The organism is Brucella sp. NBRC 14130, assembly GCF_040371715.1.
Classification (GTDB): domain Bacteria; phylum Pseudomonadota; class Alphaproteobacteria; order Rhizobiales; family Rhizobiaceae; genus Brucella; species Brucella intermedia.
In genome coordinates this window covers 351,155-369,941 of the sequence record NZ_BAABTE010000002.1, presented here as the reverse complement: position 1 = coordinate 369,941, position 18,787 = coordinate 351,155, and the positions used below count along the sequence as shown (strand labels likewise).

The following is an 18,787-nucleotide window of genomic DNA, read 5'->3' as shown; positions in this document are numbered from 1 at the left end:
GCGACGGCGCTTGTTTTTGCCCGGTACATAGAAGGAAACGCACACCATGAAAAAGGGTGCTTACATTTTCGCGACCGTCGCCGCATTTGTCTGCGTCGGTCTGGCTATGGCGTTGTTCGCCGCAGATCCATCGCATGCAGCATCCCTCGATTATCGTGCTTTCGTACAGCCTGACGGAATGCACCTGATCGGTGCCAACGTTGCCTTGCTGGGCCTGCGTTCGAAGCTGAAAGAAATCACAGACCGTGCGGAAGCAGCCCGCGCCCGTATTACCGACGATCTGGATGAAGATGCGGTTCGGGCAATCGAACAGGAACATGCGGGTATTCTGGCTGAGGCCGACCAGGTCCGTGCGGATATAACCCGGATGGAAAACGAACAACGCAACGCACCGTCGGTTGATCCTTCGGTCCGAGCCGCTGTCGACGAGGGTGTGCGCGCCGAGCGTGAGCGGTCCAGCATTATTGAGGACCTGGCTACCCGTTCCGGTTTCCCGGATCTCGGTCGCGAGCATGTTCGCGTAGGCACACCGGTCGAGCAGTTCCGCAGCCTGCTTCTCGATCACATGGTCTCGAATGAGCGCCAGAGCCCGACCGACAGCCGTGTGCGTGTTGATGTGGTTCACGATGAGGCGGTCACTCGTCGGTCAGCCCAGATCGAGGCGCTGGCATACGGCCTTGGTGCACCGACGCCGCAGGCCGGTCCTTCTGCAGCTGCTCGCCAGTATATGGGCATGGGCCTTGTCGATTTGGCCGCCGAGAGCGTCAACTATCGCGGTCGTCGCATGATGAATGCCCGTGACATCGACGATGTGTTTACGCGCGCTTCGCATTCGACCTCGGATTTCCCGGCGATTTTCGAAGGTGCCGTCAACCGGACGCTCGAACAGCGCTATGCGCTTGCCCAGCCGACATTCAAGCGTTTCGCACGCAAGCGAAATTTCCGTGATTTCCGTCCCGATACCACCGTCAAGGTCGGTGATTTCCCGCTTCTGAAAAAGGTGCTGGAAAACGGCGAGATCAAATACGGCTCGTTCGGTGAAGGCAAGGAACAAGTGCAGGCGTTTAGCTATGCCATCGCGCTCAACATCAGCCGCCAGATGCTGATCAACGACGATCTGGGTGCGATCTCCGAGCTTCTGACCAGCTATGGTGCGTCGGTGGCACTGTTCGAGGAAGTCACTTTCTATGCGGGTGCCTTCAACGGAAACCTTGCTGACGGAAAGCCGGTCTTCCACGCAGAGCATAAGAACCTTGCCACCACGGCTGCTGCCATCACCGTCGACAGTGTCGGACTGGGTCGCACGGCTATGGGCAAGCAGGAAAGCAAGGATGGAAATCCGCTGCTCTCCAACTCGCCGCGCATCATGCTTGTCGGGCCGGATAAGCTTACTGAAGCCGAAAAGCTTCTGACATCGATCACGCCTGCGACAGTTGCGAATGTCAACATTTTCTCTGGCAGGCTGGAGCTGATCGAAAGCACCCAGATCAAGGGTAATGCATGGCATCTGTTCTCTGACCCGGCAGCAGGCTCGAACTATCGCTGGGGCTATCTGGAAGGCTATGAGGCACCGCGCGTGCGCATGGATGAGCCGTTCGGGCGTCAGGGTTTCAGCATGTCGGTTGAACACGACTTCGGCTGTGGCGCGACAGACTATCGATTTGGCTACAAGAACGCTGGAGCCTGATCGAGTGCTGGCGGGTCAGATTGACCCGCCGTCCTTTCCGTTCTGATCCTTCATAAGGAAAACTCCCATGAAAAACTATATTCAGCCCGGTGACAGCGTCACCGTTCCGGCTCCAGCTGACGTGAAGTCTGGCGACCTGGTGGTTGTCGGCGATCTGTTCGGCGTTGCCCAGTTCTCCGCAAAAGCTGGCGAAGATGTGGAAATCGCAACCAAGGGCGTCTTCGCCTTGCCGAAGGTTTCCGCGCAGGCTTGGTCTGTGGGTGCAAAGGTCTATTACGTCGCCGCTGACAAGAATATCTCGACGACAGCGACCGGTAACACCTTCATCGGTCACGCTACCGAAGTGGCAGCGAACCCTTCTGACTTCGGCGCGGTGCGTCTTTCGGTATAAGCGACATGGCGAACTGGCGAAAACTGGAAGCTATGGTCGATCAAAAGATGGCGCGTAGCTATGGCGAGTCGGTTCGCCTGTCTTTCATGAAAAAGCAGGTCGTGGATCCTGATCGGCCAACGGTCGAGATTATCGCGCTCCTGCATGTCGGTGGGGACGACTCGCGCGCTCCCGGTCCTACCGGGACTTATCGATCTCGCCTATCGCTTGGCGAGGCGGAACTGTTTCTGGATCGTTCATCCTATTTCGGTCCCGATCCGAAGGTTGGCGACAAGATCCGCGCGAATGATCGGGCGGGAAAGCCCTGGTTTGAAGTCGCCGCAGTATCGGATCGATATAGCAATCTCATCGTCGTGAAACTGGGGCAGATCTGATGTCAATAGGTCGAATTGCACTGCGTATCGCGACAATCGAGGCACTTAACGGTGCGACTTCGGTCGGTTCCAATGTTCTCGACAGTGAAATTGGATCGATTGATGTCGGCGCGGACGGTAGCCTTCGCACCGATCAGGAGAAGCCCTTTATCTCGGTTTATACCGACGGATCGAAGGCGGAAGATCTGAGCGGTGCGCGACGCCTCTGGCAGAACGGACTTACTGAACTTTTGATTGAAACCGGCGTCGCAGCGTCGATGGTCGAAACCAATCAGGAGACAGGCGAAAGCACGATCATTCCGGGAATACCCGCAACGGACTCTGCCTTCGAATTGTTTCTCGATGTTGTCGATAGACAATCAATCGCCGCCTTGATGGATCCAGACAATCCATGGGCAGAGATATGGCGGACGCTTGTTCGCGATGTCGTGAAAGTCGAGCGCAGGCGAACGGCTGATGCCGAAACCGGCACCCGTATGGCAGCGCATCAGCAAAGTATCACCTGTGATTTGTTGCCGGATCCGGTTTTCGGCGAGCCGGTTGCGGCGACCTCTGTATGGCAGAAACTGCTCGATCAGATGGAAGCGGTCCAGCATCCATATTTGCAGAAACTGCAAGAACTGATGGGCTTGGCCGTCACCCAGCTTAACTCCATAGAACAACGTCGGCGGTTTGGTTTCACGCTAGATGAGGCGCGGGCGCTTTGCGATATGCCTCCACTCGCAGCGGAAGCGACAGAATCAGCTATTACGCGGATCGATTTCGAGAAAATCTGATGGCTGACAATCTCGCTGATATTCTCGTCGAACTGCACCGTCGACTGTTCGAGGTCGAGCGCCGTCTGGCCAATCATCGTCGAACCGGCGTGATTGACGAAATCGACCATGGCAAGGGTGTTGCCCGCGTGAAAATCGAGGGCGGCGAGCAACCCTTCCGAACCGGCTGGATCCCGTGGAAGGAAATAGCAGCGGGCGGGATATCGACACATATCCCGCCAACGGTCGGACAGCAGGTCGATGTCATGTCGGAAAGCGGTGACCTGACTGACGCCGTCATCGATTTCTCGACGCACTCGAATGCAAACCCGCGCCCGCACGACGGGCCGGACGCGGTGATTGTCAAGGGCGGTGTCCGCTTTTTCATCAGCGACGACACTGTCACGATTGATGCGGCAAACATCACTTTTACTGCCTCCAACGGAAACCTCGCCTGATGCCACTGATCGTTCGTCTCGGTGATACCTCCAGTCATGGCGGCACCGTAATTTCTTCTGCCGACAAGTGGAGCTGCGAGGGAAAGCTCATCGCCAGAAAAGGCGATCTGCATTCCTGCCCCATTCCCGGTCACGGTGTCACGCCGATTGTGTCGGGATCATCGAAATTCATCTGCGAAGGCGATCCCGTGGCGCGAACCGGCGACACGACGGGTTGTGGCGCAAGTCTCATTTCTGGCGCGACCAAGTGGTCGTGCGACTGACCAAAGGAGAAACGGCGATGAAAGTCATCGTGAAGGAAAGCGGCTTTTACGGCGGCACCTATTACATAGCCAAAGCTGCCGAGCAGGAAATGCCGGATGCCGTCGCCAAACAATTTATGGCTCCATACGGTCATCAGCTGGAAAAGCCGTCCGAACGGCAAAAGGCTGTGCGCCGGGTAAAGGAATAGGCCATGTCATCCCTCGGCTTTTCGAACGTGGATGGTTCACTGCTGGCGGGCTTTGACCATGTTCGGCAGTCGATTGAGGTCATCCTGACAACACCAGTTGGATCTCGCGTGATGCGTCGGGACTTCGGTTCCGAGCTGATGGGCCTGATCGATAGACCGATGAATGACCGCGTCATTCTCGGTATCTATTCAGCCTGCGCCATGGCCATTGCGAAATGGGAACCGCGCTTTGCGGTAACCGGCATAAACATAGGCGATCTGAACGAACAGGGCGTCATCGATCTCCAGATACGGGGTGTCTATTACCCGAACGGTCACAAGGGCGATTTTTCAGTGACCGAAGGCGAGACCTCCACGAACATCACCATAGCAAGGACAATGTCATGAGCCGCTTTGTTGCGCCGAACCTGGCTGACCTTGGCGATGTTCCAAGCGTCGTCGCAGTTGATTTCGAGGAAATCAAAAGCTCACGCGACGAATACCTGATTGCCGCTCTGGAGCGGTTCGGCGTTTCTTACGATGTTGAGAAGCTGGAAACTGATCCGATGGTGATCGCTTTTTCGGAAGGCGGCGGCTATCAGGAAATGAAGTTTCGCCAGCGGGTCAATGAAGCTATCCGCGCCTTATCTCTGGCAACAGCCATCGGCGGCGACCTTGACCATATAGCGGCGACCTATGCCGGTATCTCGCGTCTTGTCTACGACAATGCCGAGGATGATCAACCGGAAAATTCGCAATGGGATCCGGTTCTGGGGAAGTGGGTCGAACTTGACGATATATTCCGCGCCCGCATCCTACTCGCGTTTGAAGCGTTTTCGACCGCAGGGCCGGAAGGTGCATATGCGTTTCATGCTCTGGAGCTGGATGGGAAACGGGATATCGCCGATGTTGCGGTCTATTCCGAGGAAGATGCTGCGACCTATACGAATGGACTTCATGCAGACGCCTATTCAATGGGGCTGATCCCGAACCCGTTTTCCGGTCGGGCTACCGGCGATCCGGTTCTAGCACCTGAAATTCTCATCGTGATCCTTCCGACGGTTACCTATGGACCCGCTGATCAGTCATTGTTGAACCGGGCGTTCGAGGCGGTGACGCCGAAGGATGTTCGGCCAATTGGTGACAATGTCCGCATCGAGCCCGCGACCGTTACGCCTTACGATATCGAGGTCACTCTTTATTATGCACCGGGTGTCGACGTGTCGGCGATGGCGGCGGAAGCGAAAAAGCGACTGACTGCATATGCCGCGTCTCGCCGTCGTATCGGTTTGGCCGTGCAGCGCGAGGTTATCGGCGGTCGCGCAGCGGTCGACGACAACGTCACTGTTGAGGTGGTTTCGCCTGTGGCTGATATCGAGCCGGGTTCGAAAGGTGTCGGACAAGTCGGCACAATCACGGTCAATACGGTTCAAACGCAAGGATCGTGGCAATGACGCCAGGTGAGGCAATTGACGCCGTTGCAGATCTCGCACGTTCCATTCTTCCTGCGCGTTCTTCGCCACTCACTGTTGCGTTGCTCGCTGCTGAAGTGGCACGGATTGCGACGGTAGATCCCACCGTCATTGCGACGATCTGGAATCCTGCCACGTGCCCAAAAGTTCTGCTGCCATATCTGGCTATGGGTGTCTCGGTTGATGTCTGGTCTGCAGACTGGCCCGAAGCCCAACAGCGCCGCGTTATCGCGGCGTCGCCGATGGTGCATAGGCTTAAGGGTACCCGTGGGGCCGTAGAGCGGGCGCTGGCAGCGTTTGAGCTGGAAACCCGCATTGTCGAATGGTGGGAGGATGGTTCAAGGCGCGGGACGTTCCGTGTCGAGATCCTTTATCGGAATGGCAGCCCGGTTTTTGATCTGGAAGTGCAGGCAGCGGCAATCGCATCAGTTGATGCCGCCAAGCCGAAATCGCGCGTGTTTGGAACCCGTGCAGTCATTCAGGCTCGTGGCACGACCTACATCAGTGCATTTCCCAGAACCAATCTGACCGCAATTGCCCATCCGTTCGCGTTTGAACCGCCCGTATTGAGGGCGTCCAGTTTTGTTGCCGGTGCGCCGTGCGCTTTCATATCGGCAACTGCTCATTATAAGGTTTAAGACTATGGCTCAAAACACGTTCGCATTGATGACGAACCTTGGCCGCGCGAAGGAAGCGGCGGCGCTTGCCAACGGCACTTCCGTTGTCATTACCCACATCGCAATTGGTGACGGCGCAACCGTTCCGTCGGGCGGCGAAACAGCACTTTACCATGAAGTTGCACGCAAGGCGATTTCGGGGCATGGCACTGTGGTCGGCGCATCGAATGTGGCGTACTTCGATATTTTTCTGGAGGCCGCAGAAGGGCCATATACAATTCGGGAAGCGGGCCTGATTGATCAGGATGGCGATCTGATTGCCATCGCTCGCTACGATCCTCCAATCAGCAAACCAATCCCGTCGAGCGGACAGACGGTCGAGGGTACTATTCGTCTGGAGGTGGCATTCTCGAATATTTCTGCAATCACTATTGTTGTGGATCCAGCATTCAAGGTGGCACTGCAACGATTAAACCGAATGCCCTGGCTTCCTGTCATTTCGATGACGCAGTCAAGCCCACCGGCTTCACCTGTTGTTGGTGATGCTTATCTCGTGCCAGCCGGCGCGACTGGTGCCTGGGCGGGGCAAGCTGGGAAAATAGCGGAGTACACCGCAGCAGGCTGGGGAGTAATAAGCCCTCCCGATGGCCACGGCATCAGCTTGCCCGACGGGCGAATATTTGAGCGGATATCAGGATCATATTCTGAAAAGATCGCCTTGGATATGCAGTCTGGAAAATGGAATTACGCGGCAGCAGCAGGCAGCGCTAACGCTCTGACTGCAACACTAGACCCTGCGCCGGATTCTTATCCAGTTGGTATGCGGCTGGATATCAAGATTTCCACTACGAACACGGGGGCTGCTACTATCAACGTCAATGGTCTGGGGGCAAAGTCAATCGTTGATCGAGTCGGAGTAGCGTTATCTGCTGGCGATTTGATCGCCGGTGAGATTGTGTCACTGATTTATGATGGAGCACGTTTCCGCACCATCGCACGCTCGGAGGGGTCCAATCAGAATATCGGATCTTCGGGGTGGGTGAAGCTTCCGGGTGGGATCATTATGCAGTGGGGTGGTTTCAGTGGCACAACCTCGGCTGCATCCAGCTCGGGGGGTGTTTATGAATCACCCGCCATTTCAGTTACGTGGCCAATCGCGTTCCCCACGGCATTGTTGCAGCTAGTTGCGGGCTGCGGATCAGACGTTTTGGGGCCGGGTAAACAAGAACAGGCGTGGTTTTCCTACACAACCCGCACAGGTGGCGGCGCACTGGTTGCGGCTCGACAGGAGGGCGCAACTCTTTCCGGTTCTTACATCGTGTTCGGATACTGATTATGAACAAGATTTTCTTTTCAGCCAGCGAGAATGGTTTTTTCTCTCCAGGTCTTCATCCGCAATTACCTTCCGATGCGGTTGAAATCAGCTCGGCGGAACACAAGGCAATGCTGGAAGGGCAGAGCATCGGCGGTAGAATTGTTGCCGATACGGACGGCAAGCCTCAACTCGCCTTCGACAATGTAGAGGCGTCACTTTCAGCAATCAAATCTTCCCTGAAGGGTCAGGTCGACAGTCTCGCTGAAAACGAACGCCTGAAATACATCACGCCGGGTGCTGGTCAGGCGATGACATATCAACAAAAGGTTGATGAAGCCCGCGCTTTCAATAACGCGAGCAGCCCAAAAGCTGCCGACTATCCGGTCCTGTCGTCAGAAGTGGGAATTACTGCAGAAACGCTTTCCGAGGTAGCTGATGTCGTCCTTGCTGCCTTTGCACAATGGCAGCAGATTGGTGCTGCGATTGAAGCCGTTCGCCTCGGTGCCAAACGCGATATTGATGCCGCCGCTGACGAAGCGGCTGCGCGTTCCATTTTTGATGCGATTGAGTGGCCGCAACCGGCGCTCTGAATTTTCCTGAAAACCTGACCCACTGAGGTCTCAATCCAAGGAGTGCCGCTATGGCATCTGTGTCCTTTCACCACGGCACGCGTGTATTCGAGAGTGCCGAAACCCCGCTTCTAGTACGGATTGCGCGAACTGCTGTCATCGGCCTGATCGGCACCGCGCCGGATGCCGATGTGCTGGCTTTTCCTCTGAATAAGCCGGTGCAGATCCTGCGCCCGCAAGATGCGGCAACTCTCGGCAATGCCGGAACGCTGATAAACGCTATCGACAGCATTTTCGACCAGGTCGGCTGTCCGATCATTGTGGTTCGTGTTGAGGAAGGCGAGACGACGGCGGAAACCTGGTCGAACCTGATCGGTGACCAGACTGCCTTTACCGGTGTCCATGCATTCCGGCGCGCATCGTCCGACGGGCTTTATAAGCCTAAGTTGCTTATTGCTCCTGGCTTCACTCAGACCTCGCCAGCCGACGGCATTGCCTCGATCAATGTGACCGCAGGCGGAACCGGTTATGATGCTGACACGACGACCGTCGCGGTCACAGGGACAGGATCCGGTGCAGTCGCTGAGGCTGTTGTTGCCGAAGGCGCAATCACCGCGATCATCGTTCGCAAGGCTGGTTATGGCTATACCGGGACGCCGACGGTTACGATCACTGGCAAGGCTGGATCCAAGGACGCAACCGCAACCGCCAATATCGGTTCTGTTATGAACCCGGTTGTTGCCGAGCTGATGGGGGTGGCGGAAAAGCTGAAAGCCGTTGCTTATGTCGACGGGCCGGACACGACCGATCAGGCTGCAGTGCAGTACCGTGGGCTGATCAATTCAGGGCGCATCGCGATTTGCGATCCGAAAGTCTTGAAGTATGACACGGAACTTGATGCCAATGTTCCAGCCCCATCCTCGCCGATCTTCGCCGCCAAGCAGGCGAAAATGGATCTGGAGCAAGGTTTCTGGTGGTCCGGTTCGAATGTCGGGATCTCCGGTATTGTCGGCGTCAACCGTCCTATCGAATATGGCGACCAGTCGAACTACCTCAATGAAAACCGGGTCAACACTATCGTCAATATCGATAATACCGGCTTCCGGCTCTGGGGTGTCTGGACATGCGCGGCAGAACTTCTCTGGCAATTCATTTCTGTGCGGCGCACTGCTGACGCGATCAATGAAGCGCTGGAAAAGTCATATCTCGAATTTGTCGACAAGCCCTTCTCCCGCGCCAATCTGAAATTCATGGTCGAGGGCGGGCGCGCTTTCCTTCGGCAGATGGAAGCCGAAGGCGCAATTCTGCCTGGCCATGATTGCTGGCTGTTGGATACGAACACCGACAACGATATGGCGCAAGGCATCATCAAGCTTGGTGTGAAGTTCGAACCGCCTGCACCGATGGTTGATATCCGTATTACGGCTTATCGCAATATCGCGAGCTATACACTACTGCTCAACCAGGTTGCGCAGGAAATCACTTCCGGATCGGCTGGCTAAGCGCCAGCCCATCCCACTCCAGCTCTTACAATTCAACGTCATTAAGGGGTTAGGCTCATGTCTGACATGCCGCGTTATATCCTGCGGAACTGCACCATTTTTGCAGACCGCGTATCAAAGATCGGGCAGGCAAGCGAGATCACGCTGCCGGTGCCGACGGAAAAGGTCGAGGAACTGCGCAACGCCGGCATGGTGCTGCCGATTGATGTTCCGATGGGCTATGAAAAGATGGAGGCTAGTTTCAAGCTCTCCGGCTTTGACCCGCAGGTGATCACGCTGTTTGGTCTGGAAGTCGGTTCAGAACGCGAGTTCATGGTGACAGGTGCGCTCGTGCATGAGGATGGCACCGTCGTCAATGCAACTGCCTATATTCGCGGTCGCCTCATCAAGAACGATCATGGTGCCTGGAAGCCGGGTGACATGGCCGAAAACGATTTCTCGATCACGCTTCGCTATTACAAGCTGGAAGTCGAAGGGGCGACCCTGATCGAAATGACGCCGTTTGATGTGTCCATCGGCGGCACGTCGCGCACTCAATCCATTCGCAGCGCGCTTCTCGCGTAACGCTCGCCAGTTCGACAAGGATCGAAAATGCCTGAACCCGTAAAAGTAAAGCTCTCGACGACCTACAAGATTGCGGGTGTCGAGACGGATGAAATCACCATTCGCGAACCGAAGGTCGCGGATCTCATCACGGTTGAAAGTGTTGCAAATGGCGGCGGCAATAATGCCGTGCTGGCACTGATGATTGCGCAGCTCTCTGGGGCAACTCAGCCAGAAATCGCACAATTCTCCCTCGGCGATTACAAGAGGTGCAGCAAGATCGTCACCCCTTTCTTGATCGAGGAAGGCTCGGATGGCGACGCCTGACCATCTGGCTTAGCCAAAACCTTTACACCCCGATATCGACATTCATGGAAATGACGCCGCAGGAAGTCTTGCTGTGGCGTGATGAGGCCGTCGATCTGATGAAAGCAAAGAGAAAATAATGGCTGTCCTGAGTTCCAAGCTTGTTGTTTCGCTTGTCGATCAGATCACCGGGCCCGCTCGCGGTGTTGCTGCTGCGCTCGACGGTCTCAACCGTCGTGCCAGCAGAACGACGTCCGCGATCATGGGGGCGGGCGGCGGCTTTTCGGTCGGGGCGCTGGCTCGCAATCTCGTCGCCATCGGGGCTGGTTATGTCGGTGTTCGTGAAGGTATCGGCGGAACCGTCGGCGCTGCCATGAAATTCGAGGAAGCTTTCGCCGATGTCCGCAAGGTCGTCGACGGTACGCCTGCGCAGCTTTCTGTTGTCAGATCCGAGATCCTTGGCTTGTCCAAGGAACTGCCGGTTACCGCTGACGGACTGGCTGCAATCTATGCCGCTGCCGGTCAGTCCGGCGTTGCCTTGCAGGAACTGACAAAGTTCTCGGAAATGGCGGCAAAGGTCAGCGTGGCGTGGGATACGTCGCAGGGCGAAACTGGCGACGCATTGGCAAAGATCAAGACCCAGCTTGGTTTCAATGTCGACCAGATTGGTTTGCACGCTGACGCCATCAATCACCTTGCGAACAATACCGCTTCGGCTGCTCGCGACCTCGTCGAGTTTGACAAGCGGGTTGCTGCGACCGGCAAGATGTTCGGCTTTTCCGATACTCAGACACTCGCATTCGGTGCGTCGATGATTTCGGCAGGTGCTGAGGCGGAAGTTGCGGCGACCTCGTTCCGCAATATGGGGCGGGCGCTGACGAAAGGCGAGCAGGCGACAAAGTCGCAGCGTTTGGCATTTGCAAAGCTCGGCCTCGATTCCGTCAAAGTATCGAAGAACATGCAGAAAGATGCGCTCAAGACCACGTTGAATGTGATCGAGCGGATCCAGCAGCTACCGAAAGATCAGCATATCAGCATCGCTTCTGCCTTGTTCGGTGACGAGGCGCGGGCGCTCATGCCGATCATTGCCGATACCAAAGAACTGCGCCGCGAGCTTGCGATGATCGGCACTGAGTCGAACTACAGCGGATCCGCGTTTCAAGAGTATATGGTTCGCGCCGAAACGACCGCAAACGCTTTGCAGCTGCTTGGAAACAAGATCAAAGCTTATGGCATCGGCGTTGGTGACAGCTGGTTGCCGACGATCAAGGATATGAGCCTTGGTATCGGCGATGTGCTGGACACGCTGGATAAACGTGTGGGCGTCATCGACAAGATCGAAATGGCCGTCAAAGGCTTGATGAGCGGTTTCGGTTATGGGGGTGAGGGCGGAACGCGCCAGCTGATCAACGATCTCGGTGACCTCCTGTTCGGCAAGGCATTTGAGGGTGACAGCACACAGGTTGATCAGCGCATGATTGACCTGGCCAAGCTATCGAACAATTTCCGCAAAATTGGTCTAGACCTGAAAGCCTTCGCCAAAGATATTGGAGAAGGGGATCTGTTAGGCGCTGCCGGGAATATCTCGGAAGCTCTCAGCAAGATGTCTGGTTCTGCGACCGTGATAAGTGCGCTCGGCATTGCCGCTACCGGAGCAGCGATGCTGACTTTGGGGCGCGGTATCACCCGTTTAGCTATGTCCCCATTTGGGAAGATCGCCCTTGTATCTTCCGCTGCTATCACGCTGATTGATGCCGTCAAGGGTGCTAACAGTATTGGTGAGTTCGCGGATAATCTGGCCAAACTTTCAATGGTTGACTGGGCCATGATTGCTGGAGGTTTGTTGGCGGTTTCCGGTCCGCTCCTGAACCTGCGAAACCTGATCGCAGGAACGGCGGCGGCTGGGGCCGCATCTACAGCGGTTGGCGGTGGTGCTGCAGCTGCTGGTGGTGCTGGTGCTGGATGGTTAAGCCGAATTCTTGGTGCTGGCGGTGGCACCGGCGGCATGGTAGCACGTGGTGGCATATGGGGGCTTATGGCCTATGGTCTCTACAAGGGGCTTGAAGCAAAAGGTCCGTCAGATCCTCGCTACATAAACCCAGAGTTCTTCGTAGAGAAGTCCAACGAACAAAGGGCCAAAGCAGGATCTGGTACGGGGCAAGTGTTGCCAGCCGCGCCCCTGCCAAATCAGCCCGCGCAAAATGCGTCCCAACCGTTTAGTTTCGGTGCGCTGTGGAACGCATTGACCGCGCCGTCTCCTACGGCTGGCATTGCAGGTGCAAAGGGGTCGGCTGACGTTTCGTTGGTTGGGACGCCATCGGTATCAGTTGCTACGCCGGTACAAACCCTGCCGAGTGGAACGCAAGATGTGCGGGTTACCAATCCGCAACCTGCTCCTGTAGTGACGGTTCATATGAACGTGCAGACCGGCGCTTCGCCGGAACAAATCGCGTCTCAGACGGCACAAGCAGTCGCGGCTCAATTCCGTGCAGCATCTGGCGGTGCATATTCCGACGGGGGAATGTAATGGCGATTCCGATGTGCTTAGGACCCTTCATGTTTCATTCCCTTCGGTTCGGTTACCGGGGGGTGAAGCGTGACCTTTCAACCCGTTGGGCCGACATCAACACTGTAGGCGGGTTGAACCGCCTCCAATGGACAGGCGGCGACGATGATCGCACGACAATTGAAGGAGTGTTGTTCCCACATGAGTTCGGCGGATTGGCTGTTCTTGAAGGCCTTCGCGGGGCGGCTGTTGCCGGAACTGTATTGCCGCTTATTACACTAGCCGGGAATGTGTACGGTATGCATGTGATCGAAGGTATTAGTGAAGATCAATCGTATCATACTGCGCTAGGACAGCCGCGAATGGATGTTTTTCGCATCCAACTTAAGCGCTACAGCGGTGGCAGCTTCTCGCCGATTTCAGTTATTCAGTCACTATTCGGGTGATGCCATGGGGCGTGTTTATACAACGATACAAGGCGAAATGATTGACGCTATCTGCCGTAAGGTCTATGGCGACGAAAGCGGCTATGTCGAGCGGGTTTTGGAAGCTAACCCAGGGCTGGCTGCGCTTTCGCATCGGTTGCCAATTGGTACAAAAATTCATCTTCCCGATGCTTTGCGAACAGATCAAAACCAACCGCTAATTGCATTATGGGACTAGCCTACAAGCCAATTGCGGGTCTGCAAATAGCGCGATCAGCTTCATTGTTTTCTGGTGTTGCGGAATAGGTTGCCTGTTCTCCGGCTGTTTCCCCTGGCTGAACATTTGTAATGTACGCCTCTGCTACGTCGAGGAACTTGTCATCTTTCATGATGCGACAAGATACAGTGATCCAGCTGAACGCAAGGTCGCTGTCATTTTTGATTTGCACCAAAACCCTTGGATTCTCTGGATCCCTCTTGATCTCTTGGCTTACAATTTTGACCATTGCCATAGCAGCCGTCACTGCTTGAGGTGTCGGCCTATTATTATCTGCCGTCGCAGCGCCGATTTGAACGATGCTACTCAGCAGCGCAGTAGAAACAAAAAGCTTCCTCATTTTTCCCCCGTTTAATCAAAGTTCTGCACTAGGTGCTTCATGAAGACTCCAGCCTTTGAAATAAAAGTCAACGGCAAAGCCGTCGCGTCCATTGTGAATGAACGGCTTATCTCGCTGACTGTCACTGACAAAGAGGGTGTCGGCTCGGACTCGATTGATGTCGACCTGAATGATGGCAACCCGTTCGCCGCCATCCCTAAAAAGGGTGACAAGATTGAGGTGTCGCTTGGTTATACTGAGACCGGCATACTCCCTTTCGGGGCGTTCACTGTAGATGACCCAGAGATCCGCTGCCTTCCTTACGGCATGAACATTCGCGGGCGAGGGGCGAATATCCGCGACAAGTTCAAGCAAAGTCGTTCCCGTCACTGGGATGAAAAGACTGTCGCCGAGATCCTGCAGCAGATCGCTTCCGAAAACGGTTTGCAGCCTGTTATCGACGACGAGGTCGCTTCGCACAAGTATGATTGGTTCGGTCAGCAGGATGAGAGTGACATGCACGTCTGCGAGCGCCTGGCCCGTATTCATGGTGCATTATTCTCGGTCAAGGATGGCAAGCTGATTTTTGCCAAGCGTGGCAGTGGAAAGTCCGCGAGCGGAAAAGATCTGACGCCTATTGTAGTCGGACCGTTCGAGATTGTGCAGGACACATGCCGCATCAACTTCGCTTATCGCAAGAAAGTCAAAACGGTGCGCGCAAAGGTTCGCGACCGCGCCAAGGCTGAGACGGTCGAAGTTGAGGAAGACAGCGACGAGGAAGGCACTGCCGATTTCACGGTGAAGGAAAATTTCAGCACGGAAGCCGAAGCGAAAAAAGCTGCTAAGTCCAAGGCTGAAAGCCTCAAGGCGGAAACTGTCAAAACCTTTGTCACAGTGTTTGGCGATCCGACCATTCGGGCAGGCGCGCCGTTTTCCTACCAGAATGTGCGGCCGGAAATTGACGGCATAGAATTCATTATCGAGACAGCAACCCACCGCATCAGCAAGTCGGGATATATGACCGATATTGAGGCGAAGCTAAAGCCGGTCGCCAGCAAAGCATCCAAGGATAAGAAAAAGTCGACTGCGGCCAGCACTTCGAAAACAAACGAGAACAGTCCGAAAACGCCAGCGGTGCCGGATCCCAAACCGCAAGCGCCCGCAACCTCGACGACGGGCGGGTCACCTATGGGCATGGGTATAGGTCGCGCCTAGCACCGCTCGAATTTCCAACGGGGCAATCATGAAATACATTATCCGGAATTATCCGGTCGTCTTCATCAAGTGGGCGATCTACGGGATCTTGCTGCTTATTGCCAAGCTGGTAGCGATCCTGATCGCACCGATATTGGCGCTCTGGTCGGGGTTGGCGGGGATTTCGGTTCTGCCATACCCATTCTCGCTTTTTCACACGCATGATGACGACCTGGACGGCGCGCAACATCAGCTAGGTTGGCCGCAAGCCAAGGGCTTCAAATTGTGGTGGCAGCGAACACGATGGATCATGCGAAACCCGGCCTACGGATTTGCGGCCAATGTTTTCGGTTTCAGGTTCGAAGGCGTTACCACTGTTTATCAGATCGATAGCGGCGGCTTTGACTGGTCGAAACCCGGCACATTCTATGAGGGTGTGTATCGAGACGCGAAAGGCCGTTTGTTTTTCTCGTATCGCGCCCGCTTCAATATCTTCGGCAGGATCTGTGGTTGCTGGATCGGCTGGAGCTATGTCGCCTACGACAATATCAGCCTGCAGCTGAAGATCTCCCTCATATCCATCGTCAAATAGAGGCTGTCATGCAGCTTGTGCCCGATTGGCGGCACGTCTTGCGAAAGGCGTGGTCTGTCCGCCTGATCCTGCTTGCCGGTGTTCTGACCGGCATTGAAGCCGTGTTGCCGCTCCTTGGTGACACTTTTCCCATCCCCTCCGGCGTGTTCGCGTTGCTGACCTTTGTTGTGGTGGTCGCAGCCTTTGTGATGCGCCTTGTTTCTCAGAAGGTATTTCGAAATGGCGAGTAAACGCGCAAAGGCTGCTCTGGCGTCTGGGTTGGGGCTCGTTGCTTTGACGGCCACTTATCTGACCGCGCCGTGGGAAGGTATGGAAAACCATGCCTATTATGACAAGCTCGGCAGGGTCTGGACTGTGTGCCTGGGTGAAACCAAAGACGTGCAGAAAGGCGACTATTATACTGACAGGCAGTGCCGCGAAAAGCTCATCACCCGACTGGAGAACGATTTCCGGCAACCGCTTCGCAAGTGCATCCGAACTTTCGATCAGGCACCTATCAGTGTGCAGGCGTCGATGCTGGATCTCTCCTATAACATCGGGACTGGTGCGGCCTGCAAATCGACCGCTGCCCGCCGAATGAGTGAACGACAATGGCGCGCAGCCTGCAACGCGATGACCGCTTTCAATCGCGCCGGAGGTAAGGTCGTGGACGGTCTGAAAAAGCGCCGCGAACTGGGTGACGCTCAGCGCATCGGTGAGTTGGAACTCTGTCTGGCAGGTCTGTGATGTTCGGCTTGCTGGACTATCTCAAGATCGGCGCTGGCTGCGCCGTCGGGATCGTGCTGTCTGCGATCTATTTTAACGGCGTGCCGGTTCTCAAAGATGTTCCCTATCTCGGCGTTGTTTTCGAGGGGCAGGCAAAGAAAGGCCTTGTTCCCGAATTTCAGGCGGCGGCGCTGCGGGCGGAACGCGACGAGCTGCTACGGCAGGGCAGAGCCAACGCGATTGTGATTGAAGCCTACCAGGTGCAGTTGCGGAACGCTCGCGCAGCTGAGGCCGCACAGATCGAAAAATCTGAACAGGAGATAGCGGACTATGAGAAAAAGCTGGCAGCGGCGGGCCGTACCTGTCTGCTTGATCGCGATGATTTGCAGTTCCTGCGCCAGTGATCGACTGCTGCAAGAGGCTGCTGAACAGCACGGCAAGGCGCAGGCGCGCATTGTCCCCGCTGATTATCCCGATGACTGTCGTCAGAAAGAGCCGCATGCGCCGTTGATTGAGGGCGCGGAAATTCGCTCCACCTTGAAAAGAGAGCGAGCGGCGCTCGACAGGCAGAACGCGCGAACAGATCGATGTGCCGAATTTTATGACAGTTGGGCGAGGGGGCTACGGTGAGGGAAGGTGCGATGCGGTTACCAAGCAAAGGAAAGTTTGAGTGGAACTTCAACACGCTGCTGCAACTCGGGCAGATCGCCGTCCTCATCCTCGGTGGCGTGACAATTTGGGTCAACAGATCTCGCGATATAGAGGATCTCACAAAATGGAAACTTTCGCACGAGGCGTATCATAAAGAGCGTCTGGCCGAGGTCCGCGAGGATAAGGGGAAAAACGATCAGCGGTTCCAAACCATAGAGGCCGACATCCGTAAGCTTTACAGTAACCAGGAAAGCATGAGCTATCAGATTGCCTCAAACTCCCAGGCAATCAAAAGCGCAGCTGATAATTCGAAGGAAATACAGGAAACGCTGACGACAGTGCGCGGGGATGTGCGCGTGGTGATGGAGATCCTGCAGCGCCTGGAGGCGGGGCAACGGCGACCTCAATGAAAAAGTTTCCGAACAAGAGTCCGCCCGTTTCGACGCGGCGGGCTTTTATATTTGATATTCTCGGTATTGCCCTGCACAATAGATGCCGGGGTAGGAGCGATGTTGCAGGCAATTTACAAGATCGTTGTCATTGAAAAACGGGTGCGGGAGCCGTTTAGCTCGCAATGTATCGTGCGGCATTTACCGGGCGTTCCGAAGGATCGAGTTGCATTGTTTCTCACAAGGCATTCGAAAGCATCATCGAAAAATAGAGACACCATTTTTATTCGCGTATTCCGCGGACGATATAGATTCAATGAAATCAGATTGGAGGAGCTTGAGGTGGGGCGGGCGCGAGAAGATCGTGAGCGAAGGAGGTTCGATTTCTCACCACAATAAAGAGATAGGAGCCTGCTCGTCACCGACGCGGCGGTTTTTTGCTGGTGCGGTGACAGAAGTCTGGTCAACCGGCTTTTGGTTTGAGTTGCCCCACCGAAACCATGATGCCAGGGAGGCCCGCTAGAATATAATGCACGACGATATCGTTGTTATAGTTGCGCACATGGTCGTTGAAAATGGCGATCAAAACCAAAACGCTACTTGTCAGCGTCGTGGCATTGTAGATGCTCGGAGCATATTTCTGCATATTGCCAATTTCAAACTTTGGTGTTGTTTTGCAGAACGCATCCCATGCTATGTGAATAAGGCAATATCCGCCGATCCAAATAAAATAGAATATTTTAATCGACATCGCGTCGCTGGGGTTGAAGGCGCACTGAAAAAGAAACTTAAGCGTATCCATCCTGACTGCCTCTTACGAGACAATCATATTAAACGCCTTCCATACGATGCCTATCAGCGCGCCGAGCGATGCTGCGATGTCGATAGACAGAAGTGCCTTCTGCTGCTCAACCCAGTCCTTCACAACGATAGCGGCGGCTACGTCGAACATGCCCAGCACTGCTAATGCCAAACCGGCCCCAGCTATTCCGGCCTTGACCAAGGCGGATGCTGCAATGAGCTTGTTCCAAGTGATGTTAGCCATTTCAAATACCCCCGATGTCTGACTTTCAATCTCAGGCTAAAGGGATTGTCAATACAAATAGTAGCGCATGATATGGTTAAATAAAGACCAATTCAGCGATTTGCTGAAATCTGCTCTTAATTAATTGACTGCCTAGTGCTGCATTCCTTCCCGCTGGCTATCAGGAAGGTGGGGCAGGCGCATGAAAAAACATAACGTTTTTAAAGCATGCTTTTTTGCCCCACTTTTCTGCAAGCCATTGAAAAGACCCGAAATCCGTAGAACC

General features: G+C 55.1%; 27 protein-coding genes. 24 read left to right on the top strand and 3 right to left on the bottom strand.

Features of this window, described 5'->3' with window-relative positions:
• Nucleotides 1-46: 46 nt before the first annotated feature.
• The 18 genes from ABWW28_RS05300 (at nucleotide 47) to ABWW28_RS05215 (ending at nucleotide 13,588) form a co-directional block, all read left to right on the top strand.
• A complete protein-coding gene (locus ABWW28_RS05300; RefSeq protein WP_353390451.1) occupies nucleotides 47-1,687 on the top strand; it encodes a phage major capsid protein in 1,641 nt (546 codons plus the stop codon).
• A gap of 67 nt (nucleotides 1,688-1,754) precedes the next feature.
• Nucleotides 1,755-2,078, top strand: coding sequence for a DUF2190 family protein (locus ABWW28_RS05295; protein ID WP_353390449.1), 324 nt, complete (start codon nucleotides 1,755-1,757; stop codon nucleotides 2,076-2,078).
• A gap of 5 nt (nucleotides 2,079-2,083) precedes the next feature.
• Complete coding sequence (locus tag ABWW28_RS05290; protein WP_353390447.1) at nucleotides 2,084-2,452, top strand: hypothetical protein; 369 nt, start codon at nucleotides 2,084-2,086, stop codon at nucleotides 2,450-2,452.
• On the top strand, nucleotides 2,452-3,228 hold the full coding sequence (locus tag ABWW28_RS05285; protein WP_353390445.1) for a hypothetical protein: 777 nt from the start codon (nucleotides 2,452-2,454) through the stop codon (nucleotides 3,226-3,228). The genes ABWW28_RS05290 and ABWW28_RS05285 overlap by 1 nt, the downstream gene beginning before the upstream one ends.
• Nucleotides 3,228-3,665, top strand: a complete 438-nt coding sequence (locus ABWW28_RS05280; RefSeq protein WP_151654484.1) for a phage baseplate assembly protein V — start codon at nucleotides 3,228-3,230, stop codon at nucleotides 3,663-3,665. The genes ABWW28_RS05285 and ABWW28_RS05280 overlap by 1 nt, the downstream gene beginning before the upstream one ends.
• A complete protein-coding gene (locus ABWW28_RS05275) occupies nucleotides 3,665-3,928 on the top strand; it encodes a PAAR domain-containing protein (RefSeq protein ID WP_012092174.1) in 264 nt (87 codons plus the stop codon). Before ABWW28_RS05280 ends, ABWW28_RS05275 begins: the two co-directional genes overlap by 1 nt.
• 17 nt (nucleotides 3,929-3,945) lie before the next feature.
• Nucleotides 3,946-4,116 carry a hypothetical protein gene (locus ABWW28_RS05270; protein ID WP_353390442.1) on the top strand — a complete coding sequence of 57 codons (171 nt, stop codon included), beginning with the start codon at nucleotides 3,946-3,948 and terminating at the stop codon, nucleotides 4,114-4,116.
• A gap of 3 nt (nucleotides 4,117-4,119) precedes the next feature.
• Entirely contained in the window at nucleotides 4,120-4,503 is a 384-nt protein-coding gene (locus ABWW28_RS05265; protein ID WP_112588037.1) for a GPW/gp25 family protein, read from the top strand.
• Entirely contained in the window at nucleotides 4,500-5,549 is a 1,050-nt protein-coding gene (locus tag ABWW28_RS05260; protein WP_353390440.1) for a baseplate assembly protein, read from the top strand. Before ABWW28_RS05265 ends, ABWW28_RS05260 begins: the two co-directional genes overlap by 4 nt.
• Nucleotides 5,546-6,205, top strand: a complete 660-nt coding sequence (locus ABWW28_RS05255; RefSeq protein ID WP_353390438.1) for a phage tail protein I — start codon at nucleotides 5,546-5,548, stop codon at nucleotides 6,203-6,205. The genes ABWW28_RS05260 and ABWW28_RS05255 overlap by 4 nt, the downstream gene beginning before the upstream one ends.
• Before the next feature lie 4 nt (nucleotides 6,206-6,209).
• Nucleotides 6,210-7,517 (top strand): phage tail-collar fiber domain-containing protein, encoded by a 1,308-nt coding sequence (locus ABWW28_RS05250; RefSeq protein WP_353390436.1) that lies wholly within the window; start codon nucleotides 6,210-6,212, stop codon nucleotides 7,515-7,517.
• A 2-nt stretch (nucleotides 7,518-7,519) separates the two neighbouring features.
• Nucleotides 7,520-8,089 carry a hypothetical protein gene (locus ABWW28_RS05245; RefSeq protein ID WP_353390434.1) on the top strand — a complete coding sequence of 190 codons (570 nt, stop codon included), beginning with the start codon at nucleotides 7,520-7,522 and terminating at the stop codon, nucleotides 8,087-8,089.
• Between the two features lie 50 nt (nucleotides 8,090-8,139).
• The gene (locus ABWW28_RS05240; RefSeq protein ID WP_353390432.1) at nucleotides 8,140-9,570 is read left to right on the top strand and encodes a phage tail sheath subtilisin-like domain-containing protein; all 1,431 of its coding nucleotides are present in this window, start codon (nucleotides 8,140-8,142) and stop codon (nucleotides 9,568-9,570) included.
• A 57-nt stretch (nucleotides 9,571-9,627) separates the two neighbouring features.
• Complete coding sequence (locus ABWW28_RS05235; RefSeq protein ID WP_012092167.1) at nucleotides 9,628-10,134, top strand: phage major tail tube protein; 507 nt, start codon at nucleotides 9,628-9,630, stop codon at nucleotides 10,132-10,134.
• A 27-nt stretch (nucleotides 10,135-10,161) separates the two neighbouring features.
• Nucleotides 10,162-10,440 (top strand): phage tail assembly protein, encoded by a 279-nt coding sequence (locus ABWW28_RS05230; RefSeq protein ID WP_353390430.1) that lies wholly within the window; start codon nucleotides 10,162-10,164, stop codon nucleotides 10,438-10,440.
• A 118-nt stretch (nucleotides 10,441-10,558) separates the two neighbouring features.
• On the top strand, nucleotides 10,559-12,946 hold the full coding sequence (locus ABWW28_RS05225) for a phage tail tape measure protein (protein ID WP_353390428.1): 2,388 nt from the start codon (nucleotides 10,559-10,561) through the stop codon (nucleotides 12,944-12,946).
• The gene (locus ABWW28_RS05220; RefSeq protein WP_353390427.1) at nucleotides 12,946-13,371 is read left to right on the top strand and encodes a phage tail protein; all 426 of its coding nucleotides are present in this window, start codon (nucleotides 12,946-12,948) and stop codon (nucleotides 13,369-13,371) included. The genes ABWW28_RS05225 and ABWW28_RS05220 overlap by 1 nt, the downstream gene beginning before the upstream one ends.
• A 4-nt stretch (nucleotides 13,372-13,375) precedes the next feature.
• On the top strand, nucleotides 13,376-13,588 hold the full coding sequence (locus ABWW28_RS05215) for a tail protein X (protein ID WP_353390425.1): 213 nt from the start codon (nucleotides 13,376-13,378) through the stop codon (nucleotides 13,586-13,588).
• 1 nt (nucleotide 13,589) lies between these two features.
• On the opposite strand, the gene ABWW28_RS05210 is transcribed toward ABWW28_RS05215, so the two are convergent.
• Nucleotides 13,590-13,967, bottom strand: coding sequence for a hypothetical protein (locus ABWW28_RS05210; protein WP_353390424.1), 378 nt, complete (start codon nucleotides 13,965-13,967; stop codon nucleotides 13,590-13,592).
• A 39-nt stretch (nucleotides 13,968-14,006) separates the two neighbouring features.
• Between ABWW28_RS05210 and ABWW28_RS05205 the strand changes: the two genes are divergently transcribed.
• From ABWW28_RS05205 to ABWW28_RS05180, 6 genes are all read left to right on the top strand, one after another.
• Nucleotides 14,007-15,161 (top strand): phage late control D family protein, encoded by a 1,155-nt coding sequence (locus ABWW28_RS05205; RefSeq protein ID WP_353390422.1) that lies wholly within the window; start codon nucleotides 14,007-14,009, stop codon nucleotides 15,159-15,161.
• A gap of 28 nt (nucleotides 15,162-15,189) precedes the next feature.
• A complete protein-coding gene (locus ABWW28_RS05200; RefSeq protein WP_353390420.1) occupies nucleotides 15,190-15,732 on the top strand; it encodes a DUF7338 family protein in 543 nt (180 codons plus the stop codon).
• An 8-nt stretch (nucleotides 15,733-15,740) separates the two neighbouring features.
• On the top strand, nucleotides 15,741-15,962 hold the full coding sequence (locus tag ABWW28_RS05195; RefSeq protein ID WP_114215474.1) for a DUF7940 domain-containing protein: 222 nt from the start codon (nucleotides 15,741-15,743) through the stop codon (nucleotides 15,960-15,962).
• Complete coding sequence (locus ABWW28_RS05190; RefSeq protein ID WP_151607559.1) at nucleotides 15,952-16,458, top strand: lysozyme; 507 nt, start codon at nucleotides 15,952-15,954, stop codon at nucleotides 16,456-16,458. Before ABWW28_RS05195 ends, ABWW28_RS05190 begins: the two co-directional genes overlap by 11 nt.
• Entirely contained in the window at nucleotides 16,458-16,841 is a 384-nt protein-coding gene (locus tag ABWW28_RS05185) for a hypothetical protein (protein WP_353390418.1), read from the top strand. Before ABWW28_RS05190 ends, ABWW28_RS05185 begins: the two co-directional genes overlap by 1 nt.
• A gap of 237 nt (nucleotides 16,842-17,078) precedes the next feature.
• Entirely contained in the window at nucleotides 17,079-17,498 is a 420-nt protein-coding gene (locus ABWW28_RS05180; RefSeq protein WP_353390417.1) for a hypothetical protein, read from the top strand.
• A 442-nt stretch (nucleotides 17,499-17,940) separates the two neighbouring features.
• On the opposite strand, the gene ABWW28_RS05175 is transcribed toward ABWW28_RS05180, so the two are convergent.
• Together ABWW28_RS05175 and ABWW28_RS05170 are read right to left on the bottom strand one after the other, a co-directional pair.
• The gene (locus ABWW28_RS05175; protein ID WP_279676158.1) at nucleotides 17,941-18,279 is read right to left on the bottom strand and encodes a hypothetical protein; all 339 of its coding nucleotides are present in this window, start codon (nucleotides 18,277-18,279) and stop codon (nucleotides 17,941-17,943) included.
• A gap of 12 nt (nucleotides 18,280-18,291) precedes the next feature.
• Nucleotides 18,292-18,522 carry a hypothetical protein gene (locus ABWW28_RS05170; RefSeq protein ID WP_279676157.1) on the bottom strand — a complete coding sequence of 77 codons (231 nt, stop codon included), beginning with the start codon at nucleotides 18,520-18,522 and terminating at the stop codon, nucleotides 18,292-18,294.
• Between the last annotated feature and the right edge of the window lie 265 nt (nucleotides 18,523-18,787).